At 54.5% G+C, this 24276-nt stretch carries 23 protein-coding genes; 7 read left to right on the forward strand and 16 right to left on the reverse strand.

The annotated features are described in order from the left end of the window. Positions 1-81: 81 nt before the first annotated feature. Together rhlE and dinG are read left to right on the forward strand one after the other, a co-directional pair. Positions 82-1446: an ATP-dependent RNA helicase RhlE gene (rhlE, locus tag BFV64_RS06635; RefSeq protein ID WP_069601833.1), complete on the forward strand. Its 1365-nt coding sequence runs from the start codon at positions 82-84 to the stop codon at positions 1444-1446. Positions 1447-1543: 97 nt separating this feature from the next. Then, positions 1544-3721 (forward strand): ATP-dependent DNA helicase DinG, encoded by a 2178-nt coding sequence (gene dinG / locus BFV64_RS06640; RefSeq protein WP_014883095.1) that lies wholly within the window; start codon positions 1544-1546, stop codon positions 3719-3721. On the opposite strand, the gene BFV64_RS06645 is transcribed toward dinG, so the two are convergent. The 5 genes from BFV64_RS06645 to BFV64_RS06665 form a co-directional block, all read right to left on the reverse strand. Beyond that, positions 3708-4220: a fimbrial protein gene (locus BFV64_RS06645; protein ID WP_041163089.1), complete on the reverse strand. Its 513-nt coding sequence runs from the start codon at positions 4218-4220 to the stop codon at positions 3708-3710. The two genes, dinG and BFV64_RS06645, sit on opposite strands and share 14 nt — an antisense overlap. 5 nt (positions 4221-4225) lie before the next feature. Further along, complete coding sequence (locus BFV64_RS06650) at positions 4226-5215, reverse strand: fimbrial protein (protein ID WP_045134229.1); 990 nt, start codon at positions 5213-5215, stop codon at positions 4226-4228. A 20-nt stretch (positions 5216-5235) separates the two neighbouring features. Next, positions 5236-7746 (reverse strand): fimbria/pilus outer membrane usher protein, encoded by a 2511-nt coding sequence (locus BFV64_RS06655; protein ID WP_069601834.1) that lies wholly within the window; start codon positions 7744-7746, stop codon positions 5236-5238. A gap of 74 nt (positions 7747-7820) precedes the next feature. Beyond that, entirely contained in the window at positions 7821-8495 is a 675-nt protein-coding gene (locus BFV64_RS06660; protein WP_023332465.1) for a fimbrial biogenesis chaperone, read from the reverse strand. A gap of 68 nt (positions 8496-8563) precedes the next feature. After that, a complete protein-coding gene (locus tag BFV64_RS06665) occupies positions 8564-9100 on the reverse strand; it encodes a fimbrial protein (RefSeq protein ID WP_014883100.1) in 537 nt (178 codons plus the stop codon). 252 nt (positions 9101-9352) lie between these two features. Between BFV64_RS06665 and ybiB the strand changes: the two genes are divergently transcribed. Continuing rightward, complete coding sequence (gene ybiB, locus BFV64_RS06670; RefSeq protein ID WP_047343491.1) at positions 9353-10315, forward strand: DNA-binding protein YbiB; 963 nt, start codon at positions 9353-9355, stop codon at positions 10313-10315. A 118-nt stretch (positions 10316-10433) separates the two neighbouring features. Here ybiB and ybiJ read toward each other — a convergent pair whose 3' ends face one another. The 3 genes from ybiJ to mcbA all read right to left on the reverse strand — a co-directional run bounded on the left by ybiJ (position 10434) and on the right by mcbA (position 11636). Continuing rightward, positions 10434-10694: a DUF1471 family protein YbiJ gene (gene ybiJ, locus BFV64_RS06675; protein ID WP_023336954.1), complete on the reverse strand. Its 261-nt coding sequence runs from the start codon at positions 10692-10694 to the stop codon at positions 10434-10436. A 285-nt stretch (positions 10695-10979) separates the two neighbouring features. Continuing rightward, the gene (locus BFV64_RS06680) at positions 10980-11246 is read right to left on the reverse strand and encodes a DksA/TraR family C4-type zinc finger protein (RefSeq protein WP_014883103.1); all 267 of its coding nucleotides are present in this window, start codon (positions 11244-11246) and stop codon (positions 10980-10982) included. Between the two features lie 123 nt (positions 11247-11369). Further along, on the reverse strand, positions 11370-11636 hold the full coding sequence (gene mcbA / locus BFV64_RS06685; protein ID WP_014883104.1) for a DUF1471 family periplasmic protein McbA: 267 nt from the start codon (positions 11634-11636) through the stop codon (positions 11370-11372). Positions 11637-11879: 243 nt separating this feature from the next. On the opposite strand from mcbA, the gene rlmF reads away from it, so the two are divergent. Then, on the forward strand, positions 11880-12791 hold the full coding sequence (gene rlmF / locus BFV64_RS06695) for a 23S rRNA (adenine(1618)-N(6))-methyltransferase RlmF (protein ID WP_069601835.1): 912 nt from the start codon (positions 11880-11882) through the stop codon (positions 12789-12791). Positions 12792-12838: 47 nt separating this feature from the next. On the opposite strand, the gene ybiO is transcribed toward rlmF, so the two are convergent. The 6 genes from ybiO to rhtA form a co-directional block, all read right to left on the reverse strand. Then, positions 12839-15052, reverse strand: coding sequence for a mechanosensitive channel protein (gene ybiO, locus BFV64_RS06700; RefSeq protein WP_069601836.1), 2214 nt, complete (start codon positions 15050-15052; stop codon positions 12839-12841). A gap of 123 nt (positions 15053-15175) precedes the next feature. Further along, complete coding sequence (gene glnQ, locus BFV64_RS06705; protein ID WP_069601837.1) at positions 15176-15898, reverse strand: glutamine ABC transporter ATP-binding protein GlnQ; 723 nt, start codon at positions 15896-15898, stop codon at positions 15176-15178. Next, on the reverse strand, positions 15895-16554 hold the full coding sequence (gene glnP / locus BFV64_RS06710) for a glutamine ABC transporter permease GlnP (protein ID WP_003858462.1): 660 nt from the start codon (positions 16552-16554) through the stop codon (positions 15895-15897). Before glnP ends, glnQ begins: the two co-directional genes overlap by 4 nt. A 93-nt stretch (positions 16555-16647) precedes the next feature. Continuing rightward, complete coding sequence (glnH, locus tag BFV64_RS06715; RefSeq protein WP_014883108.1) at positions 16648-17391, reverse strand: glutamine ABC transporter substrate-binding protein GlnH; 744 nt, start codon at positions 17389-17391, stop codon at positions 16648-16650. A gap of 362 nt (positions 17392-17753) precedes the next feature. Beyond that, positions 17754-18257, reverse strand: a complete 504-nt coding sequence (gene dps / locus BFV64_RS06720) for a DNA starvation/stationary phase protection protein Dps (RefSeq protein WP_008501171.1) — start codon at positions 18255-18257, stop codon at positions 17754-17756. Positions 18258-18556: 299 nt separating this feature from the next. Continuing rightward, the gene (rhtA, locus tag BFV64_RS06725; protein ID WP_014883109.1) at positions 18557-19444 is read right to left on the reverse strand and encodes a threonine/homoserine exporter RhtA; all 888 of its coding nucleotides are present in this window, start codon (positions 19442-19444) and stop codon (positions 18557-18559) included. 355 nt (positions 19445-19799) lie between these two features. Here rhtA and ompX point away from each other — a divergent pair, with 355 nt between their 5' ends. After that, positions 19800-20318 carry an outer membrane protein OmpX gene (gene ompX, locus BFV64_RS06730; RefSeq protein WP_014883110.1) on the forward strand — a complete coding sequence of 173 codons (519 nt, stop codon included), beginning with the start codon at positions 19800-19802 and terminating at the stop codon, positions 20316-20318. Positions 20319-20429: 111 nt separating this feature from the next. Here ompX and BFV64_RS06735 read toward each other — a convergent pair whose 3' ends face one another. Together BFV64_RS06735 and mntS are read right to left on the reverse strand one after the other, a co-directional pair. Beyond that, positions 20430-22013 carry a phosphoethanolamine transferase gene (locus BFV64_RS06735; RefSeq protein WP_045134223.1) on the reverse strand — a complete coding sequence of 528 codons (1584 nt, stop codon included), beginning with the start codon at positions 22011-22013 and terminating at the stop codon, positions 20430-20432. A 283-nt stretch (positions 22014-22296) separates the two neighbouring features. Beyond that, positions 22297-22425: a manganase accumulation protein MntS gene (mntS, locus tag BFV64_RS06740; RefSeq protein WP_014831181.1), complete on the reverse strand. Its 129-nt coding sequence runs from the start codon at positions 22423-22425 to the stop codon at positions 22297-22299. A 183-nt stretch (positions 22426-22608) separates the two neighbouring features. Between mntS and mntR the strand changes: the two genes are divergently transcribed. Continuing rightward, a complete protein-coding gene (gene mntR, locus BFV64_RS06745) occupies positions 22609-23082 on the forward strand; it encodes a manganese-binding transcriptional regulator MntR (RefSeq protein ID WP_014169260.1) in 474 nt (157 codons plus the stop codon). Beyond that, positions 23079-24188, forward strand: a complete 1110-nt coding sequence (locus tag BFV64_RS06750) for an anion transporter (protein WP_045134222.1) — start codon at positions 23079-23081, stop codon at positions 24186-24188. Before mntR ends, BFV64_RS06750 begins: the two co-directional genes overlap by 4 nt. The last annotated feature ends 88 nt before the right edge of the window (positions 24189-24276 follow it).

A 24276-nucleotide genomic window follows, 5' to 3' on the forward strand; every position in this document is an offset into this window, starting at 1 on the left:
ATTGTGGTTTTTGTCCTTCCCCTTTTCGTTATATCTCCCTGAAAACTACACCTGTGATGGTCGGGGCGGTTCGGAGTTTTTATGTCTTTTGATTCCCTTGGCCTGAACCCGGAAATTCTGCGTGCCATCGCAGAGCAGGGCTACGTTGAGCCAACCCCCATCCAGCAGCAGGCGATCCCCGCCGTTCTTCAGGGGCGTGACCTGATGGCCAGCGCCCAGACCGGCACCGGTAAAACCGCGGGCTTTACGCTGCCGCTGTTAGAGCTGCTGGTAAAAAACCAGCCGCACGCCAAAGGCCGTCGTCCGGTTCGTGCGCTGATCCTGACCCCAACCCGTGAGCTGGCGGCGCAGATTGGTGAGAATGTGCGTGACTACAGCCGCTATCTCAACATTCGCTCGCTGGTCGTTTTCGGTGGCGTCAGCATTAACCCACAGATGATGAAGCTGCGCGGCGGCGTGGACGTGCTGGTGGCAACGCCGGGCCGTCTGCTGGATCTCGAACACCAGAACGCGGTGAAGCTCGATCAGATTGAAATTCTGGTGCTGGACGAAGCCGACCGCATGCTCGACATGGGCTTTATCCACGACATCCGTCGCGTGCTGGCCAAGCTGCCTGCGCGTCGTCAGAACCTGCTGTTCTCTGCCACCTTCTCCGACGAGATCAAGGCGCTGGCAGAAAAGCTGCTGCATAACCCGCTGGAAGTGGAAGTGGCGCGTCGCAACACCGCCTCTGAGCAGGTGACACAGCACGTTCACTTTGTTGATAAAAAGCGTAAGCGGGAGCTGCTCTCCCAGATGATCGGCCAGGGTAACTGGCAGCAGGTGCTGGTCTTTACCCGCACCAAGCACGGTGCGAACCACCTGGCGGAACAGCTCAATAAAGACGGTATCCGCAGTGCCGCCATCCACGGTAACAAGAGCCAGGGTGCGCGTACCCGTGCGCTGGCGGACTTCAAATCTGGCGACATCCGCGTGCTGGTGGCAACCGACATCGCCGCGCGTGGTCTGGACATTGAAGAGCTGCCGCACGTAGTAAACTACGAGCTGCCAAACGTCCCGGAAGATTACGTTCACCGTATCGGTCGTACCGGCCGCGCGGCGGCAACCGGTGAAGCGCTGTCACTGGTCTGCGTCGATGAACACAAGCTGCTGCGCGACATCGAACGTCTGCTGAAGAAAGAGATCCCACGCATCGAAACCCCGGGCTACGAAGTGGATCCGTCCATCAAGGCGGAGCCGATTCAGAACGGTCGCCAGGGCGGCGGTGGTCGCGGTCAGCAGCCGCGTCGTGCTGAAGGCGGCGCGCCGAAATCATCCGGCAAACCCCCGCGTCGCAACAACGACAGCAAACCGGCCGGTGAAAGTCCGTGGCGCAGCGGTGAAGGGAAACCGGCAGGGGAAGGGCAGCGTCGACGCCGCCCGCGTAAACCTGCTAACCCGCAGTAATCTGGAAGCCCGGTCGTAAAGCCGGGCTTTTCTTTTTGCGGCAGCGAAGAGAAAGTGCCACAATAGTGGCTGTTTATACAGTATTTCAGGTTTTTCGATGGCTTTAACCGCGGCGCTGAAAGCGCAAATTGGCGCATGGTACAAGGCGCTACAACAGCAGATCCCCGACTTTATCCCCCGAGCGCCGCAGCGGCAGATGATTGCTGACGTGGCAAAAACGCTTGCCGGGGACGACGGGCGACATCTGGCGATTGAAGCGCCGACCGGCGTCGGGAAAACCCTGTCATATCTCATTCCCGGTATTGCCATCGCGCGGGAAGAGGACAAAACGCTGGTGGTCAGCACCGCCAACGTGGCCCTTCAGGATCAGATTTTCAGTAAAGATTTGCCGCTGCTGCGCAAAATCATCCCCGACCTGCGCTTTACCGCCGCCTTTGGGCGCGGGCGCTACGTGTGCCCACGTAACCTGGCGGCGCTCGCCAGCAGCGAGCCGAATCAACAGGATCTGCTCGCGTTTCTTGATGACGAGCTGACGCCGAACAATAAGGCCGAGCAGGAGCAGTGTGCAAAACTCAAAGCCGAACTCGACGGCTATAAGTGGGACGGCCTGCGGGATCACACCAGCCAGGCCATCAGCGACGACTTATGGCGCAGGCTCAGCACCGACAAAGCCAGCTGTCTGAACCGCAACTGCCACTACTACCGCGAGTGCCCGTTCTTTGTCGCCCGGCGCGAAATTCAGGAGGCGGAGGTGGTTGTCGCCAACCACGCGCTGGTGATGGCCGCGCTGGAGAGTGAGGCGGTGCTACCGGAGCCCAAAAATCTGCTGCTGGTGCTCGACGAAGGCCACCATCTGCCCGACGTGGCTCGGGACGCGCTGGAGATGAGCGCCGAGATCACCGCGCCCTGGTTCCGCCTGCAGCTGGATCTGTTCTGCAAGTTGGTGGCAACCTGCATGGAGCAGTTCCGCCCGAAAACCACGCCGCCGCTGGCGGTGCCGGAACGGCTAAGCGAGCATTGTGAAGAGGTTTACGGCCTGATCTCCTCGCTCAATAACATCCTCAACCTTTATCTTCCCGCAGCCCAGGAGGCGGAACATCGCTTTGCGATGGGCGAACTGCCGGAAGAGGTGATGGAAATTTGTCAGCAGCTGGCAAAGCACCTTGAAAAGCTGCGCGGGCTGGCGGAGATGTTCTTAAACGATCTGAGCGAGAAAACCGGCACGCATGACGTGGTGCGTCTGCACCGTATTCTGCTACAGATGAACCGCGCGCTGGGCATGTTCGAAGCGCAGAGCAAACTCTGGCGGCTGGCCTCAATGGCGCAGGCATCAGGCGCGCCGGTCACCAAATGGGCCACCCGCGACGTGCGGGACGGGCAGGTGCATCTCTTCTTCCACTGCGTGGGCATCCGCGTGGCCGATCAGCTGGAAAAGCTGATCTGGCGCAGCGTGCCGCACGTGGTGGTGACCTCTGCCACGCTGCGTTCTTTGAACAGTTTTTCTCGTTTGCAGGAGATGAGCGGGCTTAAAGAAAAAGCGGGTGACCGCTTTGTGGCGCTGGACTCGCCGTTTAACCACTGCGAGCAGGGCAAGCTGGTCATTCCGCGCATGACGTTTGAGCCGCTGATCGACAACGAAGAACAGCACATTGCGGAAATGGCGGCCTATTTCCGCGAACAGGTCGAGAGTAAAAAATACCCTGGCATGCTGGTGTTATTCGCCAGTGGACGCGCCATGCAGCGTTTTCTGGAACACGTCACCGATCTGCGTTTACTCCTGCTGGTGCAGGGTGACCAGCCGCGTTACAGGCTGGTGGAAACCCACCGTAAACGCATTGATAACGGCGAGCGTAGCGTGCTGGTGGGATTGCAGTCTTTCGCGGAAGGTCTTGACCTGAAAGGCGACTACCTGACGCAGGTCCACATTCATAAAATTGCCTTCCCCCCCATCGACAGCCCGGTGGTGATCACCGAGGGCGAATGGCTGAAAAGCCTTAACCGCTATCCGTTTGAGGTGCAGAGTCTGCCTGCGGCATCGTTTAACCTGATTCAGCAGGTGGGGCGTTTGATTCGAAGCCACGGCTGCTGGGGCGAAGTGGTGATCTACGATAAACGTCTGCTGACCAAAAATTATGGACAGCGGCTGCTCAACGCGCTACCGGTCTTCCCGATTGAACAGCCGTCGGTACCGGAGATAAAAAAACGCCCGGCAAAACAGGCTGCCGGGCGTCGAAAAAGCATCCGTGCTAAGGGGCGCGGTCCTACTGGTAAGTGAAGGTCACCTGAACGACGCTGCTGAACGTGCCTGCGGTAACAGGCATAGCGGTGGCGTAATAGCGTGCGGCCAGCGGGAAGGTGGCGGTATGGTCGTTCTGGTCAATCAGCGCGTTAAAGCTGGCCTGCGGTGCGATGAGTATATGGTCCTGGCTGTCCGCCAGCTCCAGCGCCAGCCCCTTCGCGCTGCCCGTGTTGGCAAATTTGGTTGGGTGCGTGGCATCCGCCTGACCGTAAAAGAAGGCAGTCGCCAGGGCGAGGGATTTCGGACAATGCGTTACCTTCAGGCTGAAGGTTTTCCACGCGCCGGTATCCCCCACGTCGTGGAATTCACTGGAAGCCGCCTGGCCTAAATCAACGGTTAAATCCTTACTGGCGCTGTCCACGAGGCAGGTGTTGGCATAAATGTTACCGACCATTTGCAGCTGAATATCGTCAGCCCGGGCCAGAAAGGTGAGCGTGCTGGCCAGCGCGGCCAGCACAAAGAGACGTTTCTTCATTTTCATCACTTATAGGCCAGAGTAATGGTGGCGACGGCGTTCGCCGGGCCAGGGGTGACTTCATCTGCCACCTGCAAATAGTTCAGCTTGACCGGGATATCCATCGTCTGGTTGGCATAGGCCAGGGTTTCAGTTGGGGTGTAGGTATCGAACGTTGCCAGCTCGTTGTCGATCACCATTTCAATCCCGACCCCCGTTGCCACGCCATCCTCCGGCGTGAGCTTAAGCACCCCCTGATAACCGGGTACGTAGCCGTCGCTGCTGGTGACCTTAAATTCCGGCTGAACGGTGGAGTTACAGTTCACCGTGATGTTGAACTCCTTCGCGGGCATCGCCAGCGTGCCGACCATGTTGAAATCGCTGACCGGGAAATCGCCCATGTTGACGGTCAGGCTTTTTGGCAGTACGGAGCAGGTGACGTTTTCAAGGTTTACGTTACCGGCATAGCTGACATTGTTGGGTGAACCGATGCCTTCGTGACCAAAAACGCCAATGCCAAAAACGGTCTGGCTTTGATTTAGCGTACCGGATTCTACGGCGGTATCCGTTTTTACCAGCTCCAGCGTGACGTTAAAATCGAACGTCTGGTTGCCGTCAGTTGAGACATAGCCAATTGGCGTGCCGCGGGAGTCACAGGTGACCCCGCCCGCACCGCTGATGCGCTGACCTTTGTCATTCATCAGCGCAATACCAACCCCCTTCACGCCGGATTCATAGACCCCGGAAAGGCCGGGAATTTCCGTGCCGTAGCCGTAGTAGCAGGAGACGATCTCCAAACCCTTATCTGCAGCATTATCACAGTGGCCCGCGACGTGTACCGTCTGTTCGGTGCCGGGGATGGTCGCGCCGACGGGAAGCGTGGTGGAGACGGAAACCGTGGACAGGTTAATGGTCTTTGGCATATCCGGCGACGTACAGGTGGCTTTTGCATGCGGCATAAACAGCGATGCGGTTGCCAGTATGAGTAAGAAAAAGCATTGTTTTACAAGCTGCATAGGTGAACCTGCTCGGTTGATTACTGACACTGCGCGGCAGCGTTAATAATGTCTGTTTTCTCTTTTTCATCCGTGAGCGTGTATTCCGCAACGCAGTGGTCGCTGGCTTCCTGTCCCCATGAGACGGAAAGCTTGCCGCGATCGGGCATTCCGGAAAGATAGGTTTGGCCATCAGTGCCGACGATAAATTCGCTGTCCTTATCCTCGGTGGTAACCGTTGCGCCGAAGGGCAGCGGCTTCCCGTTGTGCGTCAGCGTCATCAGGACGCGATGACCCACGCGGGTATTGAAGCTTGCCCGCACCACCGCACCGCGGGTTGGCGTGACGATCTGCGAAGCGTGCGTCACGTCAGCCTCGTCAGGCAGCGTTTCGGTATCCAGCGAAATCGTGTTGTGGCGATAGGCGGTGACAAAGGGCACCACGGTATAGCCGCGGAAGTCAGTTTCCACGCCCGTCTGGTTGGCGATGTGCGTGCCGCTGGCTCCGGGCGCTTTCACCAGCGCGATGGTCTCGCCCAGCGGCTGGCTCAGCGTCAGGCCGTTAGCGTGGGCTATCATGCCCCCCTGCAGACCGACGTTGGTGGTCCGCTGGTATTTGTCCTGGCTGAAACCGCCACTCACTTCCCCGTAGGTGGCTTTATAATCGGCGTTCAGACTGGTAGAGGTACCGTTCTCTGATGAGTCATAGCCTTCCTGCACGTTCCAGTTAAGGTTGTTCTCCTCCAGCGCCGTCCCGTTCAGGCCCAGCGTGTGCGTGGTGCCGTCTTTATTGTTATTCATGTTGTAGGAGGCCCAGGTGTTGCTCATCCAGCGATCCAGCGGTACCGACACGCTCAGCGCGAACAGGTTATCGTTACTGACCGAATCGCCTTCGTCATCACGGCTGTTGGTGTTTTTGTTGAGGCTATAGCTCATGCTGTAGGTGATTCCCTTCCAGCTGTTGTTATAGCTGACGCTCATCGAGGTCATGTCCTGACCCTGGTTCCAGTAGGTCTCTTTGACCAGGCTCAGCGTAAACGATCCCCAGCCTTCGCCGAGGGTTTGATCGATGGTGGCCTCGGTACGCGCGCGGCGCTGCTGCGGTGCTGACCAGTCATCGGCGCGGGTATAGGATTCCATGGTGTCTTCGAGGGTGTAAAACCCTTTACTGTTGTAGCGATAGCCAGCCAGAGCGAAGTTTGTGCCCGTACCCGCGAAATCTTTGCTGTAGCGCAGACGCCAGGATTGCCCCTTGCTGGCCTGCTGTTTTTTGAGCAGCGCTTTGGCGCGCGTCACGTCGACAGAAAACGCGCCAAGATCGCCAAAGTTTTTACCGGTGCCCAGCGCCTGTGACTGATAATGGCTGCTTTGCTGCACGCCACCGTAGGCGGTGAATCCGTACGGCAGGCCATAAATGACACTCCCCTGAGCGAAGGGCGTTTTTTCCACGTCTTTGTCATAAGAGCGGTAGCGCCCGGCAGTGACGCTGTATTTCAGATGCTTTTCGCGCTGGAGGACCGGTACGGAGGCGTAGGGCACCACAAAGTGACGTTCGCTGCCGTCCGTCTCTTTCACGGTGACCTGGAGATCGCCGCTGCTGCCGGTGGGATACAGGTCATTGATTTCAAATGCACCCGGCGCAACGGTATTTTGATAAATCACGTAGCCGTTCTGACGTACCACCACCAGCGCATTACTGTGGGCCGTGCCGCGGATGATCGGGGCATAGCCTTTTTCGCTGTCCGGCAGCATATCGTTGTCGGAGTTCAGCTGCGCGCCGGTATACGGAACGCTGTCAAATACGTCTGCCGGGGAGCTGCTTTGGCCTACGGTCAGATCGCTTTTTAACGCCACGATATCGCGCTGGGCATAGGTGTAGACCGAGTTAAAGGATTGCTCTTCTTCGTGACCGCTGGTGCTGCGACTCCAGGTGGAATAGTTGCGCAGGCGCCACGCGCCGACGTTCATGCCCGGACGCAGGTTAACGTACTGGCTGCTGTTGTCCTGCATGCCCTGCTGACGGGCGTGGCTCTGGCTGGCGCTGGCGCTGTAGTTGAGGATGCCCGCCGTGATCCCCTCATCAAATTCTGTTGGGTCAATATAGCCACGGGGAACCTGACCGAGCGCGGACTGCGGAATGCTCAACAGAAGCTGCTGGTTGCTGACGCGAAATGTCGCCGTCGCCGCCGGTATGGCGTGCAAATCCGCGCATGCGCCCTTCACGGCAAGCTGAGGATAGTCGTCAGTTTTAATACCCAGGCTTTTTAAATCGGACAGAGTAAAGCAGGGCTGAAGGGAATTTTCTCCATTATCCTGCTTTTGCAATATAAAGGTCACGTCGCGTGTATCAATTTTATTATTATTGATAAAGATCGTGACCTGATATTTCCCTGGCGCCTGTCCCGGGCCTTTTTCATAAATGGAGAGATCGGTTTTTCCCTGCTGTGGATTATCCACATCCAACAACGCTGGATTAAAATAATCATCCGCCCGCGTTTGCTGCGAAAAACCCACGGCCGCTAACCCGCATAGCAGGGTCAGCAGCGTAAGCATCCGATAAACGGAAGGCAATTGCCTTCTTGGGGTTGAAGAATAGGTAATCATAAGGTGCGTTATTGGGTACGGTATTAATGCACGGATGCAGAGAGCGTTTTGCTGATGCTGCCGTAATCAGTAATAATTGACCAGGACACGGTTGAACCGCCGGTATGTGCAGGCAACGCAAAATGGGTTTCGGTTTTTGGTACGGCCCAGGTCGCTTTATCGACCTTATGACCGTTAAGGGTGACCGACTGGAAATTCATATAAAACGGCGTCGGGTTGTTAACCACTAAATCATTGCCCTCGCGGTGCCACTCAAGCTGATCCGCGACCGCTTCCGGTTTACCCTTGACGGAGGCCGGGCGGTACATCAGCTTAATGCGCGTGTTAACCGCAATTTGCAGGGTATTGACCCCAGCCACCTTTTTTGAGGAGGGGATGGCTTTTATATTCAGCCAAAACATCGACTCGCGATCTTCAGGCAAATTTCCGCCGGTACGTACGACGCGCAGAACGTTTTCCTGCTTCGCATCAAGACGAAACAGTGGCGGCGTAATCAGAAAGGGAGCTTTGGCCAGGTCTTTACCGCCAGAATCCGCCCAGGATTGCACCAGATAATCCGTTGCATCTGGGTTTGAAATACCGATAGAGGATTCCTTTTTGCCTCCCTGGTAGACCAGGCGCGTGCCGTTAATAATAACGCCTGCATGTGCCGTTGCAGCTACCAGTAAAAGGGTGCTGAGTAAATAACCGTGACGCATAGTTTTTTCTCAAAATAAGACGGGACTATCTCTTTCTTGCAAAAGGAAATAGTCCCTGGTGAGCAATATCAGTTATAAATAACCGTGAATGTTGAAACAGAGTTTGCCGGGCCAGCGGTAATAGCCGCACCGGTTTGAATATAACGCGCGGCAAACTGCAGATCGTTTACTGCGGTGCCGGAGGCCAGCGGATACTCTTTTGACGGAGTATATAAACTGACGGGCTGTTCAGAAGAGTCGATCAGCTGAATGGCTACGCCGGTTGCGGCATCTGCATCGGGGGTTAACGCCAGGGTGCTGTTGTTATTGGCATCCGGGGTTCCACCGAAGTTGATTGCCGCCGCCGTAACGGTTTCCGGGCAGTTTTTTAACTCAATATCAAACTTCGTGGCGGTGCTGGTGGAGCCGGCACCGGTAAAGACCGTCTTGGAGACTTTGCCTAATGTCACGTTCAACGGGTTACTTAAACCATTCACAACCTGACAGGCGGAATCGATGATTTCGCCCGTAAAGTTGATCTGTCCTTCACCGTCTGTTGCTGCAAAAGCGGATGCCGAGCAGCCAATCACCGACGCGATAAAAAGACCTAACGCAATCTTGTTCATAATAGTTCCTGGTGTGTGGGTAAAAACGTGCCTAAGGTTTTTGCCCGTTGTCCTCAATGATTTCCGTTCGTTATTTAATCAAAGAATGGATGGATAAGAATCTTCTATAGGCATCACAAATAATTGAATCAGTGCTTGCATAATTTTTTTCTTCGGTAAAACAGATGGCTCTGGCGGTGGGGATAAAAAGCTACCTGGCAGGTTTCATCGGGGATATAGTGTTAACAAGGTGACGTTTTCAGGAGAGATACCGTGGATTATCGTAAAATTATCAAAGAGGTAGGGCGTGGAAAAAACCATGCCCGCGACCTGGATCATGAGACAGCGCGTGCGCTTTACACCCGTATGCTCAACGGTGAGGTTCCCGATCTCGAACTCGGCGGCATTCTTATCGCCCTGCGCATTAAGGGAGAAGGTGAAGCGGAGATGCGCGGCTTTTATGAGGCGATGCAGGCGCAAACGCTGCGTCTGACGCCACCGGTGGCAAAACCGATGCCGATCGTCATTCCCAGCTATAACGGCGCGCGCAAGCAGGCCAACCTGACGCCGCTGCTGGCTATTCTGTTACATAAGCTGGGTTTTCCGGTGGTGGTGCATGGGGTGAGTGAAGATCCGACCCGCGTGCTGACAGAAACGATTTTTGAACTGCTGGGGATCGAACCCACTCTCCACGCCGGGCAGGCGCAGGCGAAGCTCGATAGCCATCAGCCGGTCTATATTCCCGTAAAGGCTCTCTGCCCGCCGCTGGAAAAGCAGCTCGCAATGCGCTGGCGAATGGGCGTGCGTAACAGCGCGCATACGCTGGCGAAGCTGGCCACGCCGTTTGCCGAAAATGCCGCGCTGCGCCTTTCCAGCGTTTCGCACCCGGAATATGTGGGGCGCGTGGGGAAATTCTTTGAAGAGATTGGCGGCAACGCGTTGCTGATGCATGGGACGGAAGGCGAGGTCTACGCTAATCCGCAGCGCTGCCCGCAAATAATGCTGATCGACGCGGCTGGGACGCGTATCGCGCTTGAACGTGGGGAAGAGAACAGCGGCGTTATTCTGCCGGAGGCGAAAGATCCCTACATCACCGCGAAGTGGATTGAACAGTGCCTTGCCGGAAATGTGCCGGTGCCGCAGTCCATCAAGTTACAGATGGCCTGCTGCCTGCTGGCGACCGGGGAAGCTGACACGGTCGAGGCTGGCATGAAACGGGTTGAGGCGGCATTTTAGGCAAAAAAAAGCCCGTCCAGTGGCGGACGGGCAAGCAAGGGTAACAAACAACAGGGTCAATGAGGGTTGGAGCAGCTCACCAGAGGGTTTGGTGAGGGTACAGCATTCATTCAGGCGATTATTTGTAGATAACCGCAGTACCGCTCAGCTTGTTGTTGGTGTTAGCGGAGGTGATGGTGTATCCGCTTGCACCGGCAGCAGCCGCTTTCTCAGCCAGTTTGGCTTCCAGACCGTCCAGCGTGGTCGCGCCTTCTGCACTCACCACACCGATTTTATTCATGTTCTGCGCCTGAGTAGATGAAACAGGCTCTACAGCGAATGCGCCAAAAGACAGAGCGGACAGGGCAACAGCAGCAACAGCATATTTGATGGTTTTCATAATTAATCTCTCGCAGGTTATTCTGTTAAGGGGACGATGTTCCGTCGATGTGATAAGTATCACGTTTTTTCTGCAGAGATAAAATCGAAGAGAATTGACGTGGTTAATCAAAAAAATTGAATGACAAATAACTTATTGATTATTAATAAATTCAAATTACGGCTTTACACTTCTTGTTGATACGCTTTACAGAAGAAAGATGAATGGCACATTTTGCTACGCGGTTCGCTAAAAAGCGTGAGCGTAAAGGTAAGCATTCGGGCGGTTAAATTAGGTAAAGGAAAGTCAGCGTAACTGGCTGTCTTTCGATCCTCTGCGATTATATCCCGAATGTGAAGCGTTTTTTGAATCTTTATCCTGCTGGCAGGTTATACATAACCTTACCCCGGGAATGGCTTTTTGCCGCGCCTCAGGAATGGGCTCTCCGCACTCTTCGCATTCCGTTAAACTTTCGCCGCGCGGAATTTCGCCGCGAGCGCGCGCAACCGCATCTTCAATCGTACTGTTGATCTGTTCGTTCACGGCATCATCATTTGCCCAACCGGAAGCCATCTTGCTCTCCTGATATCGGTTTAAGCCATAGCGTTAATATGGGGTTAAAAAATGCACAATCAAGGTGAGAGGGGAGACAAACTGCATCTGGCTGGCAGATGCAGTCGGGTGAAAGGAAACACGTTATTTATAGATAGTCGCTGTGCCGTACATATGGTTATCTCCACCTGCGGAGTTCACCACGAAGCCTTTAGCGCCTTCCTGGCGAGCTTTTTCAGCCAGTTTATCCTGAAGATCGTCAAGGTTGCTTGCGCGGCTTACCGAGACGGTACCGGCCGGGCGCAGCTGGCTGGTGTCCGTGCTTTGGGTCAGGGACTGAACGGCCATAGCGGAGAAAGAGGCGCTCGCCAGGGTACCGGCGAGAAGAGCAAGGGTTAGATACTTTTTCATAATCACATCCTCATGAGGAAACAACAGGTGATTCCCTATAAGTTTAGAAGCCTGACGAGTGTGATTTAGCGCAAATATTTGATGATGATCTGCTTATTTTTTGAACGATAAAAGCTGACAATCCGCTGACAGATCATAGACATAAAGGTGTTTGATTTATGGCGGTTTTTTAAGGGTTGCAGAGAAAGATTTACCGTAGAGCCAGCACAAGGTATCTTACGCCGCTGTTTAAAGGAGAATGCCATGACTTCCCAAAAGCCGGGATTGCACCCACGAAATCGCCATCGCAGCCGCTACGACATGAACGCACTGTGCCAGAGTTGTCCGGCGCTGCAGGACTATATTGTCGAGACCCCCGCGGGTGAACCGTCGGTTAACTTTGCCGATCCGCTGGCGGTGAAAACCCTGAACAAGGCGCTGCTGGCGCATTTTTACGGTGTGGCGCACTGGGATATCCCGGAAGGCTTTCTCTGTCCTCCTGTTCCGGGCCGTGCTGATTACGTTCATCACCTTGCCGATCTTCTCGCCGACGATCGTGACGGCGCGATCCCCCAGCAGGCTTCAGTCCTGGATATTGGTACCGGGGCAAACCTGATTTACCCCCTGATTGGCGTGCATGAGTACCACTGGCGCTTTACCGGGAGCGAAATCGGTGCCGAGGCGTTTGCCAGCGCGCAGGCGATAATCAGCGCTAACGCTGGCCTGAGTCGTTCCATTCGTCTGCGTCGCCAGAAGGAGGCGACGTCAATCTTCAACGGCATCATTCACAAAAACGAAAGCTATGACGCCACGATGTGTAATCCGCCATTCCATGATTCGGCGGCAGCGGCCCGTGCAGGCAGCGAGCGCAAACGCCGCAACCTGGGTCAGGCCGAAGATGCCGCGCTGAACTTTGGTGGACAGCAGCAGGAGCTGTGGTACGAGGGCGGTGAAGTCGCCTTCATCCTGCGGATGATTGCCGAAAGCAAACAGTTTGGTCGCCAGGTGAAATGGTTCACCACGCTGGTTTCCCGCGGAGATAACCTGCCGCCACTCTACCGGGCCCTCACCGAAGCAGGCGCGGTGAAAGTGGTGAAAAAAGAGATGGCGCAGGGCCAGAAGCAGAGCCGCTTTATTGCCTGGTCGTTTATGGATGACAACAAACGCCGCAAATAAGGTGTCCCGCAGGCCGGGTCAGGCGAAGCCGCCACCCGGCAACACGGCTACAATGTCGGCTCCTGCGGAGGTGGCATCGATGCCGGTGAAGGCAACACCTGATACGTCTGCACCGGCATCCGCACGTTAGCCAGATCAAAATGTTTTTTCACCATGCTGTCGAGCGCAAAGCGCACCGTCCACTGCTTCAGCGGCTGGGTGGTGAACGACACGCGAAGCGTAAATGCCGTATTCGTCAGCCCGACGATCCCGGCAAATGACGGCTCGCCAATTACCAGGCCGCGAATATCCTCCATCTGCATTAACTCTTCAACGGCGTCCCGCAGCGCCTGCTTCGCTTTGTCCGCATCCTCATGACGATCCACATCGTAGTTCGCCACAACGGAGCCAATGCCGCGCACAAAGTTGGCGAAGGTGGTGATCGATGACCACGGAATAATGTGGTATGCCCCGGTATCCTGACGCACGCCCACAGAACGAATCGACATCCGCTCGACCGTGCCGGTCAGCGGCCCGATGGTTACCAGATCGCCGGTGTTCATTCCGTTCTCAAACTGGATAAAAATGCCGGTAATAATATCCTTCACCAGCGTTTGTGACCCGAAGGAGATCGCCAGTCCCAGCGCACCGGCACCTGCCAGCAGCGGAGCGATGTTTACGCCGATTTCCGACAGCACAATCATGATGGTGATGGTACTGATGATCACCGCCAGCGCATTGCGGAACAGGGTCAACAGCGTGCGCGCACGGGCGCTGGGGAGCGGTCTGCCGTGAATATCGGACACCAGACGGTTCTCGATAAGGCTCGCCAGCAGCGTCCAGCCTACGGCGGAGAAAAACAGAATCAGTGCGATACGAATTAAAATATCAACGGTCTTCTCACCTGCGCCGTTATGCAGCCAGTTCCAGAAATCAAACAGGTTCCACGCATTCAGCAGCAGCATAATCGCCACGCAGACGGTCAGAATGCGCGCCACTTTGAGGGAGACTGACATCCAGCCGTTCACGCGTTTTTGCAGTTCCGGATAATTACGCTGTACGTGCGGGGACAGGGTGATGGTTTTCGAAATCCAGCGCGACAACAGCCCCGACACAAATGCCGCGATGCCGATAATCGCCAGGCTTTTGAACGTCGCCCCCATCATAAATTTCAGGCTATTACCCGGGTCGAACAGCGAGAAGAAGCACAGCACTATGAAGTAAGCGCTTGCCAGCCAGTGCCACACCAGCGCGAAGGCGCGAATGAAGAGGCTGAAGAACGACAAAGAACGATCGGCCAGATGCAGCAGACTCTCCGTGATCGCCTTTTTATTGTGGAAGATAAGGTACAGCGACCAGACGGTAATACAGAGCATGATCAACACGTTCGCCAGCGCGCCAAACTGCACGTTGACCTGGTTGGAGATGATCGGCACCGCAACCAGCAGGCCGTAGCCAATCAGGCCGCTGAGCACGCTGAGCCGCACGGCCCAGTATTTCGCGCTGTCGTTACCGATCGTAAACGGGCGGAGTTCAGGCACGCGCGGGCAAAAGATGACGCGCAGTACCGCTTTAAAAAATTCGATGAGCGCAAACGCATTCAGAAAGAGCGCCTGCTGGAAGGCAATGGTTTTGTTGCCCGTATTGAGACGGTCCGCCAGCACCTGACCCACAAACAGCGTCAACGCCAGCAGCAGTAAATCAATAATAAAGGCTCCGGCGATCATAGCGGGGAGGTGCAGCCAGCTGTTTTTATGCTGGTTCTTTTTTCGACCCCAGTAGCCCATCTTGCGGTAAAGCGGCCAGGCACAGAGGCGTACCAGCCAGTAAAAAATAAATACCGCGCCCGCCAGCATCAAAAACTGGGTGGCGGCGGCGCTAAAGGTTTGCGGGTTAAATGCCTTATGGGGCGATCCCATCAGGTTGCGAAAGAGCTGGGCAAAGCGTGTGGAGAGCGCTTCACCAAAGCGTCGGCTCACGTCGGTGACGTTTTCCAGCACGGTTTTTTGTTCCTCTACCTGCGGCGGGGTGAGGGTGGGAACGGTCTCCTTTGGCGGCGTGGCGGCGGCTTTACGCAGCTGATCGATTAACTCTTTTCGGGAGGCATCGTTTTCAAGCACGTCGGCAAGTGCGCCGTAAGCCGCTTTTTTTTGTTCAACATCCGGTTCCGGGGGCGGCGTACTTTGCTGGGACGCGGTCGTTCCGGTGGTCACGCCGGGGATCGCCACGGCGAGGGATGGCGCACTAAACAGGCTTATCAACAGCAGCAGGAACCACGGCACGGCGTCCTCCGACAAAATATCGTGCAAAATGATAAGTATAGAGGGCGCGGGGAGGAGGAGAGTTTTTGGGAACAATCTGGCGTAAAAAAGCCGGGCAAGCCCGGCTCAGCGTGAAGCGTAAGATCAGGAGACGTGCTGCAGAAACTCCTGCAAACGCTGGCTCGGCGGATTGGCAATCAGTTCCTGCGGGTTACCGTCTTCCGCGATACGACCTTTATCGATAAAGATCAGGCGGGACGCGACTTTCTCCGCAAAGCCGATTTCGTGGGTCACGATAACCATCGTCATCCCTTCCTCTGCCAGATCCTGCATGACTTTCAGCACTTCGTGGCGCAGCTCCGGGTCGAGTGCGGACGTTGGCTCATCAAACAGCATCATCTTCGGCTTCACTGCCAGCGCGCGGGCAATCGCGACGCGCTGCTGTTGACCACCGGAGAGCTCGGAAGGGTAGTGGTGCGCACGTTCTGCCAGACCCACTTTTGCCAGCAGATCTTTTGCCAGCGCTTCCGCCGCCGCTTTGCTGGCACCGCGCACGCGCAGCGGGCCGAACATCACGTTTTCCAGCGCCGTCAGGTGAGGGAACAGGTAGAACTGCTGGAACACCATGCCCGCTTCCTGACGAATCAGGCGCTCGTCCACTTTCGGGTCATTGACCTTCAGACCGTCGACAATCAGATCGCCGCTGGTGACCCCTTCCAGTTTGTTAATGCAGCGCAGCAAAGTGGATTTACCGGAACCGGACGGCCCGATAATGACCACCACTTCACCCTGGGTAATGTTCAGATCAATATTGTGCAGCACCTGGGTTGGGCCAAAGTGCTTGGAAACGTTTTTAAATTCAATCACAGGATTTTCATCCTTCTTTCAAGACGACGCAGAACGAAGCTCAGAACCAGAGTAATGATCAGGTAGACAACGGCTACCGCACTCCAGATTTCCAGCGCGCGGAAGTTGCCAGCAATGATCTCCTGCCCCTGACGGGTCAGCTCAGCCACGCCGATAACGATGAACAGCGACGTATCTTTAATACTGATGATCCACTGGTTACCCAGCGGTGGCAGCATGCGACGCAGCGCCAGCGGAAGAATGACGTGGCGGATCGTTTCGCGACGCGAAAGGCCCAGCGCCAGACCCGCTTCACTGAAACCTTTATGAATCGACAGCACCGCACCGCGGGTGATTTCCGCAATGTAGGCGCCCGAGTTGATCATAATGGTCACGACGGCTGCGCTGAACGGATCGATACGCAGGTCGGTGAAGGCCATTGGCAGGGCGAAGTAGATGAACATGACCTGCACGACAATCGGGGTGCCGCGGATCACTTCGATGAAAACCAGTGCGATGTGGTTTGCAATCCAGCCGCCGTAGGTGCGGGCGAAACCGGCGACAAGACCGATAATCAACCCGCCCACCAGACCCAGGACCGAAATCCACAGGGTCATTTTAGCGCCTTCAAGCAAGAGTGGAATGGCAGGCCAGATGGCGCTCCAGTCAAACTGCATGATGTATTCCTGTATACCGTGGTGAAAAACGAAAAATGTAGGCCCGGTAAACGTTAGCGCCACCGGGCGTTACAAACCTGATTTCAGGTGAAATTATTTAGGCTCAGTACCGAACCATTTTTTGTAGATTTCGTTATACGTGCCGTTCTCTTTAAGCGTTTTCAGCGCGCCGTTCACTTTCGTGCGCAGATCGTCGCTGCCTTTCGGGAATGCGATACCGTACTGCTGTGCTTCCAGAGAGTCGCCTACCGCTTTAAACTTGCCGTTACCTGCGGTTTTGATGAAGTACAGGATGTTCGGTGTGTCGTGCAGAACAGCGTCAGCACGGTTGGTGCCGAGTTCCATGTACGCGTTGTCGATGTTCGGGAACTGACGCAGGTCTTTGGTTTTAATGTTCGCTTTTGCGTAATCCACGGAACCGGTACCGCCCTTCACGGCGACAACTTTACCGTCGAGGTCTTTCACGCTTTTGACGTCATTGTTATCGGCTTTGACCATGACCAGCAGACCACTTTTGTAGTAACCGTCAGAGAAGTCGATCGCTTTTTTACGCTCTTCGGTGATGGTGATACCCGCCAGGGCCAGATCAACGTTTTTGGTTTGCAGTGCCGGGATGATGCCGCTGAAGTCCATTGGCTTCAGGGTGTAATCCAGTTTGAGTTCTTTTGCGATAGCGGCCCACAAATCAACATCGAAACCAACGTATTTATCACCCTGTTTGAATTCAAACGGAACGAACGCCGTGTCGGTCGCCACAACCAGTTTGTCGGCAGCCTGAGAGGACACCGCAAAAGCCAGGGTAAGTGCAGCCAGTGAAACTTTTAATACAGACTTCATAGCATTTCCTTTTATATCCACGGGGCGATCCCCTGAGAGAACGACAGGCACAATGAAAAAATCGTGCCAACTTTACAAGCTGTTGTTTTGCAAAGGGGATAGAGTCATGCATTGCACAAAAAACGGGGCAATGATGTTATGTTGCACCATGATGGAGCACCATTTTGGTGCGCGTCGTTTGGCTCAACTGACGGGGAGATATTTAGCGTAAATTCTGACGAAAAAACAATCTTCCATTAACGGTTGTGTGAGGTGATTATTACAATTTCTTCACTTTTGCACCGTAGCAGGCCAAAAGTGTGCACCATAGATGTGCAAAACCCTCACCGGAAGGCGAGGGTTCGATAGAAAAATCGTATGGATTACTCGATGTTAGATTCGATAAACCACAGGAACTGATCCAGATCGCGGGAGGCGGCGGTGAAGATATCTGCCGTATCCTCATCTTTGGCTTCGCTAATCGCTTTGCGCACGTCATTGGCCACAATCGCGTAACGGTCTGCCAGCTCTTTCAGGTGATCCTGAACGGTATGGATATCCAGCGGGTAGCTTTTCAGTGGCGTTTTACTGTTAATCACCTGCGTGGTACCCAGCGCAACACCACCCAACTGTACGGCACGTTCAGCCATCGTATCGAGGTGTGTCACCAGTGCTGTGCGGAAGCCATCCAGCATTTCATGAACGGCAATAAAGTTTGCACCGCGCATATTCCAGTGGGCCTGTTTGGTGATCAGCGAAAGATCGATGAACTGGATCACCTGGCGATTCAGCAACTCAATGGTCGCTTTTTTGTCGCTATCCGATACATCGTTACGGGTATAAAGCAGATTAGACGCTTTCGTTTTCACCAGTTTAGCGGTACTCATAATCTCATATCCTCTTGATGTTAATGTCCCAGGTAATTACGGAACTAAGTATAGCACCGGATTTTTTCTCTGCGGTCTGGCTGTGCCTATCGGTTTAATAGCAACAAGGAGGTTGATAATATAATTTACTGATATAAATAGATTATTTTAGAATTGATACAGATCAATCTTAATTGAGGACAGAGAAAACAGGCCTGGCAGGATATTTCGATAATATGACAAAGTATGTAAGAAATTATAACGCCTGACGATCTGGCCTTTATTCTGCATGGCCAGAAATCCATGCAGAATATATGGCATCAGTTGATGTCGATTTTCTCAACTTTGGGTTCCGGGCGCATGGTGAGCGTTGACCCCATTGAGGCTGCAATAATAGAGCAGAGTGCCAGCGTCTGGGTAAACGTCAGCGTTTCGCCAAGGAATACCATTCCGGAGATTGCCGCCAGGGCAGGCTCCATGCTCATCAGGGTGCCAAAAATGCGTGTCGGCAGACGCGTCAGGGCGATCATCTCCAGAGAATAGGGGAGCGCCGTTGAGAGCACTGCGACCGCCAGCCCAATGGGCATAACTGACCATTGCCAGATAGACGCCGTGGCCTGCGCCATACCGATCGGCACAAAAACGATAGCCGCAATCACGGAACCCAGGGCGACCGTTGCCGGGCCATGTTCTTCGCCTGCGCGCTGCCCGGTGAGGATATAAACGGCCCAGCAGGCACCGGCTCCGAGAGCCAGCGCGGCACCCGTAAGATCAATCTCAGTGACATTCTGGCCGAGCGGCAACAGGAACCATAAGCCCAGCACCGCCAATACGACCCAGATAAAATCCACCGGACGACGGGAAGAGAAAAGTGCCACCGCAAGCGGACCGGTAAACTCCAGCGCGACGGCGATCCCGAGGGGGATGGTCTGGATGGAGAGGTAGAACATATAGTTCATCGCCCCAAGGGACAGACCATAAAACAGCAGGGGGAGACGTTGCTCTTTTTTGAAGCGCAGACGCCAGGGTTTGAAAATGGCAACCAGTATCGCCGTGCCCAGCACGATACGCAGGGCCGTCACCCCGGGTGCCCCTACCAGTGGAAAGAGCGATTTTGCCAGCGAGGCACCGCTTTGAATGGACAACATGGCAATGAGTATGACTGCTACCGGCAACCAGACCGACGACGTGCGGGATAACCCAGGCATCCTTTCTCCTGTCAGCTTCTGTCAAATGAAGTAAAGGTTGCAGTGTAAAGGAAATATACAGCGACGGTTGAGACTCTGTTGAAAAAAAAGCCCCATGAAATCCGTAAAATGGTTAACTACTGCTGGATTAATCGTCTTAAAGATTAGGAATAATCTGGATGAATGTAACAGCACAGACGCGCAATATGGGCGTTTTGTAGGAAAAATCGCATGTGATTTGAAAGAGTTAGCTGAGGTTGGAAACGTTCTGTTACAGGAAAGACTTCGTTAGACATCACGAATCACAAAGAGTTTCGCAAAATTTTTTGATATATTTAAAACTTACGGACTTACTTGAAGCACATTTGAGGTGGTTATGAAAAAAATTGCATGTCTTTCAGCACTGGCCGCTGTACTGGCTGTTTCCGCAGGTACCGCTGTAGCGGCTACTTCTACTGTAACCGGTGGTTACGCTCAGAGCGATATGCAGGGCGTAATGAACAAAACTAACGGTTTCAACCTGAAGTATCGTTACGAGCAGGATAACAACCCGCTGGGCGTGATCGGTTCTTTCACCTACACCGAGAAAGATCGTACTGAAAACGGCGCGTACAACAAAGGCCAGTACTACGGTATCACTGCTGGTCCAGCTTACCGTCTGAATGACTGGGCAAGCATCTACGGTGTTGTAGGTGTTGGCTACGGTAAATTCCAGCAGACCGAAAACCAGGGTCTGAACCGCACTGCAAGCACCAGCGACTACGGCTTCTCCTATGGCGCAGGCCTGCAGTTCAACCCAATCCAGGACGTTGCTCTGGACTTCTCCTATGAGCAGAGCCGTATCCGCAACGTTGACGTTGGCACCTGGATCGCGGGCGTAGGTTACCGCTTCTAATCACTCCGGTGATCGAATAAAAAATCCGCCCAATGTGGCGGATTTTTTTTTGTTTGTTCCCTCTCCACGTGGGAGAGGGTCAGGGTGAGGGCATCAGTCTGACGGCAGAAATCACTTACTCTTAATATCAAAAATATCCGTACCCAGATGGTTATAGTCAACTTTCTGTAACTTGAAGTTGGTAACGTACACTGGGGGCGCTTTCTTGTTGGAGATAAATGGATACGCATTTTTTATCTCTTCGGCTTTAATCCCCGTCCACTGAGAGAAGAACTGCAGGAAATCATTCGCCGAACGGCGCGCTTTAATCACGCGATGCGTTTTATCATCACTCGACAGCACCATAAACGGTACCTGGAAGTTCTGCTGGAACTTGTCGTCATGGGCCAGGTATTGCACTTCTTTGCCACGCTCTTTAAACGCCAGCCCGTGATCCGAGAAATAGACCACAGAGAAACTGTCGCCCGTGTTGCGCAGCTGATCGTACAGCTTGCTGAGTAGGTCGTCGGTTTGCGTCATGGTGTAGAGATAACAAGAGGTCTCTTTGGACTGCACGAAATCCGCGTATTTCCCGTCAGTACGATCGCAGGCCTGCGGGTGTGAGCCCATCAGGTGAAGGACAATCAGCTGAGGCTGGGTGCGTGGGGTGGCAAACACCTGCGCCGTCATCTTCAGCAGCGCCTCGTCTTTCGTATTTTTGTCGGCCTCAAAATCACCGCTCTTCAGGAACTGCACTTCGTCAGCACGCTTCGCGATACTGGCGATGGCCGTATCGTATTCGCCAATTTGCCCCTGATTGGAGAACCACCATGTCTGGAAACCTGCGCGGTTTGCCAGGGTAACAAAATTATCCTGGTACTGGGGTTTGCCCTCTACCACACGGTTCAGCGTCAGGCCCAGCGATTTCTGCGTCGAGCCACTGGCCGCGACATAATCAGTAAACAGGGTGCCATTGACCGAGCTGGCAAACGGCGTGTTATTCCAGTGTCCACCGAATGCGCCCATTGCGTCGCGACGGGCACTCTCGCCGATCACCACCACGTAGGTATGGTATTTCGGCTTCACCGCCAGCACGTTCCAGGTGTCTTTCTTATTGGAAAGTTCAGCCATGCGGGCCTGCTCGTCGAGCACTTCTCTGTTATTCACGACAACGTCTTTCACGAAGCGGAAAACCGGATAGCCTACGTTAATGAGCCTTAACTTACCGTCCCAGGGAATATTCTGGATGGGGGCGACGAACGCCACGGCAATACTGAATACCAGACAGAGAATTTCGATCTTGCCCCAGGATTTTTTCTCAACTGACTGACGGCGGAGGGCAATAATCCCCAGCGCGAAGATAAAGAGCCCTACCACGTAGCTGTACCACGGGAAGATGGTCAGGATCTCCGTCGACTCTTCCATATTGGTCGAGTGCAGCGCGAGCAGGGTATTAAAGTTTGGCGAGCCATAAGCCTGGCCAAACGGGAAATAGAGGGCAGCGACCAGCGAACAGATTCCAATCAGCGTTTTTTGCACGCGCGGTGCTGCCCGCCACAGTACATGCAGAATGCAGGTGAACGCCACCGCATACAGCAGGCTGAAGGGATAGCCGAGTGCAAAGTTAATCAGCAATGACTGCAAAAAGTAAAACGCCGTCCACGGGCTTAAGGCCCGGCTACGGGTAACGACAGAATCTATCAGGGTTAAATTCATAGGTCACTATCATGGATAAAAACGCCATGTGCTCACCCTGGCGTCAAGGGTCATAACCTGCCTGACAGTGCGTAGAAAGGGAATGAGGGTCCGCTTCAGCGAGCCGCAAATAGTGCAGGGCTGCAAGAAGATAGTGCGAGCGCAAAATAATAGCAACAGTTGCTCAACAGATGTTTTGCGAAGAGGATTGCAAATCCGTAAAAAAGATCGGGAATAGGGCGGCCGGAAGCCAGTTTACAGCGGGAATGTGACGCAGAGATGAAGCGGCGTACCGCAACGCCGCTTAGTGGGAAGGTTTGTCGTCCTGATGCGGTTTGTTGTTAAACATATCGCACAGCATGTTCAACAGCATCAAGCGCACTTTAAAGGGAGAGTGGGTAAACACGGTCATACACCTCTTGAATTCGTTCATAAGACCTCCTGATTTTTGATCCCTTCGATCCGTGAAGGGTGACTGCATTACATACAGATATAGCACAGGCTATATTGTATAGCTATGGCTATTTCGTTAATTTTTTGTGCTTGCAGAGGGATGGTTTACAATGTGCGCTCTCGATACCGGGCGCTGGAAGCGTCACCCCACTGAGGAAGTACAATGAACCGTCGCGCAGGTAAGCCAACAATCAGAAAAACGACGCAGCTGGTGAATGTTGAAGAACATGTCGAAGGGTTTCGCCAGGTCCGTGAAGCGCACCGTCGTGAACTGATTGATGACTATGTTGAGCTGATTTCCGATCTGATCCGTGAAGTCGGGGAAGCGCGGCAGGTCGATATGGCCGCCAGACTGGGGGTATCACAGCCGACAGTGGCTAAAATGTTAAAACGTCTGGCTTCGGTGGGCTTAATTGAAATGATCCCCTGGCGCGGTGTATTTCTGACGCCGGAAGGGGAGAAGCTTGCACAGGAGAGCCGCGAGCGTCACCAGTTAGTCGAGAACTTTTTACTGGTACTGGGCGTTAGCCCGGAGATTGCCCGCCGGGATGCGGAAGGAATGGAGCACCACGTAAGTGAAGAGACGCTGGTGAAGTTTCGTGAATTTACCCTTAAATACGGTCCCTCCGCTGAATGAAAATCCCCGGACTGCATGCCCTGGCACGCGATCGTTTCTTCCATCTCTTATTAATCATTGGCGCAGGGTTAAGCCTCTTTGTGCCGTTTGCGCCCCGCGCCTGGGTTGCCGCCATTGACTGGCGCACCATCATTACCCTGAGTGGGTTAATGATGCTGACCAAAGGGGTTGAGCTGAGCGGCTATTTTGACGTGCTGGGCCGTAAAATGGTGCGCCGTTTTGCCACCGAGCGCAGGCTGGCGCTGTTTATGGTCTTCTCCGCTGCGGTGCTGTCGACGTTTCTGACCAACGATGTGGCACTGTTTATCATCGTGCCCCTCACGCTGACGCTACGCAGGCTTTGCGAGATCCCGGTCAGCCGGCTGATCATCTTTGAAGCGCTGGCCGTGAACGCCGGTTCTCTGTTGACCCCTATCGGCAACCCGCAAAATATCCTGCTCTGGGGGCGGTCCGGCCTGTCGTTTGCCGCCTTTACCTGGCAGATGGCCCCGCTGGCACTGGTGATGATGCTGTCGCTACTGGCGGTATGCTGGTTTGCTTTTCCGGATAAAAAACTGCAGTACCATAGCGGAACCGCGGGCCCGCAGTGGCAGCCGCGTCTGGTCTGGAGCTGCCTCGGGTTGTACATCGTCTTTCTCATCGCGCTGGAACTGAAGGTTGAGCTGGCGGGTGTACTGCTGGTCGCCGCAGGCTTTGTCGTGCTGGCACGCCGGGTGCTGGTGAGCGTGGACTGGACGCTGCTGCTGGTCTTTATGGCGATGTTTATTGATGTGCATCTTCTTATCCAGCTTCCGGTGCTGCAAAACGTGTTGCACAGCGTCAGCACGCTGTCTCAGCCGGGTCTGTGGCTGACGGCCATTGGCCTGTCGCAGTTTATCAGCAACGTGCCTTCCACCATTCTGCTGCTCAACTATGTTCCGCCTGACACCCTTCTGGCCTGGGCGGTGAACATTGGCGGGTTTGGGCTGCTGCCCGGCTCGCTGGCAAACCTCATCGCCCTGCGTATGGCCAGCGATCGTCGTATCTGGTGGCGCTTCCATCTCTGGTCTCTCCCCATGCTGGTGTGGGCTGCGGCGATCGGTTTCGGATTATTCCTTCTCAGATAGTGCGCAATTTGTCAGTTTTTCCTGGCAAACGTATAGCAACGTCCTAGCTTTAGTGAACGGCATAGTGTGATGCCGCTCACTGACAGGA

Source organism: Enterobacter kobei (assembly GCF_001729765.1).
GTDB classification, from domain to species: Bacteria; Pseudomonadota; Gammaproteobacteria; order Enterobacterales; family Enterobacteriaceae; genus Enterobacter; species Enterobacter kobei.

What these genes read in the sequence shown, in the direction of transcription:
- mcbA (WP_014883104.1), bottom strand. Translation starts at nt 11,636, where the DNA reads ATGAAAAAGTATCTAACCCTTGCTCTTCTCGCCGGTACCCTGGCGAGC.
- BFV64_RS06650 (WP_045134229.1), bottom strand. Translation starts at nt 5,215, where the DNA reads ATGCAGCTTGTAAAACAATGCTTTTTCTTACTCATACTGGCAACCGCA.
- dps (WP_008501171.1), bottom strand. Translation starts at nt 18,257, where the DNA reads ATGAGTACCGCTAAACTGGTGAAAACGAAAGCGTCTAATCTGCTTTAT.
- BFV64_RS06665 (WP_014883100.1), bottom strand. Translation starts at nt 9,100, where the DNA reads ATGAACAAGATTGCGTTAGGTCTTTTTATCGCGTCGGTGATTGGCTGC.
- BFV64_RS06645 (WP_041163089.1), bottom strand. Translation starts at nt 4,220, where the DNA reads ATGAAGAAACGTCTCTTTGTGCTGGCCGCGCTGGCCAGCACGCTCACC.
- dinG (WP_014883095.1), top strand. Translation starts at nt 1,544, where the DNA reads ATGGCTTTAACCGCGGCGCTGAAAGCGCAAATTGGCGCATGGTACAAG.
- BFV64_RS06735 (WP_045134223.1), bottom strand. Translation starts at nt 22,013, where the DNA reads ATGAATTTAACCCTGATAGATTCTGTCGTTACCCGTAGCCGGGCCTTA.
- rhlE (WP_069601833.1), top strand. Translation starts at nt 82, where the DNA reads ATGTCTTTTGATTCCCTTGGCCTGAACCCGGAAATTCTGCGTGCCATC.
- rlmF (WP_069601835.1), top strand. Translation starts at nt 11,880, where the DNA reads ATGACTTCCCAAAAGCCGGGATTGCACCCACGAAATCGCCATCGCAGC.
- ompX (WP_014883110.1), top strand. Translation starts at nt 19,800, where the DNA reads ATGAAAAAAATTGCATGTCTTTCAGCACTGGCCGCTGTACTGGCTGTT.
- BFV64_RS06750 (WP_045134222.1), top strand. Translation starts at nt 23,079, where the DNA reads ATGAAAATCCCCGGACTGCATGCCCTGGCACGCGATCGTTTCTTCCAT.
- BFV64_RS06680 (WP_014883103.1), bottom strand. Translation starts at nt 11,246, where the DNA reads ATGGCTTCCGGTTGGGCAAATGATGATGCCGTGAACGAACAGATCAAC.
- mntS (WP_014831181.1), bottom strand. Translation starts at nt 22,425, where the DNA reads ATGAACGAATTCAAGAGGTGTATGACCGTGTTTACCCACTCTCCCTTT.
- glnP (WP_003858462.1), bottom strand. Translation starts at nt 16,554, where the DNA reads ATGCAGTTTGACTGGAGCGCCATCTGGCCTGCCATTCCACTCTTGCTT.
- BFV64_RS06660 (WP_023332465.1), bottom strand. Translation starts at nt 8,495, where the DNA reads ATGCGTCACGGTTATTTACTCAGCACCCTTTTACTGGTAGCTGCAACG.
- BFV64_RS06655 (WP_069601834.1), bottom strand. Translation starts at nt 7,746, where the DNA reads ATGCTTACGCTGCTGACCCTGCTATGCGGGTTAGCGGCCGTGGGTTTT.
- glnH (WP_014883108.1), bottom strand. Translation starts at nt 17,391, where the DNA reads ATGAAGTCTGTATTAAAAGTTTCACTGGCTGCACTTACCCTGGCTTTT.
- mntR (WP_014169260.1), top strand. Translation starts at nt 22,609, where the DNA reads ATGAACCGTCGCGCAGGTAAGCCAACAATCAGAAAAACGACGCAGCTG.
- ybiJ (WP_023336954.1), bottom strand. Translation starts at nt 10,694, where the DNA reads ATGAAAACCATCAAATATGCTGTTGCTGCTGTTGCCCTGTCCGCTCTG.
- rhtA (WP_014883109.1), bottom strand. Translation starts at nt 19,444, where the DNA reads ATGCCTGGGTTATCCCGCACGTCGTCGGTCTGGTTGCCGGTAGCAGTC.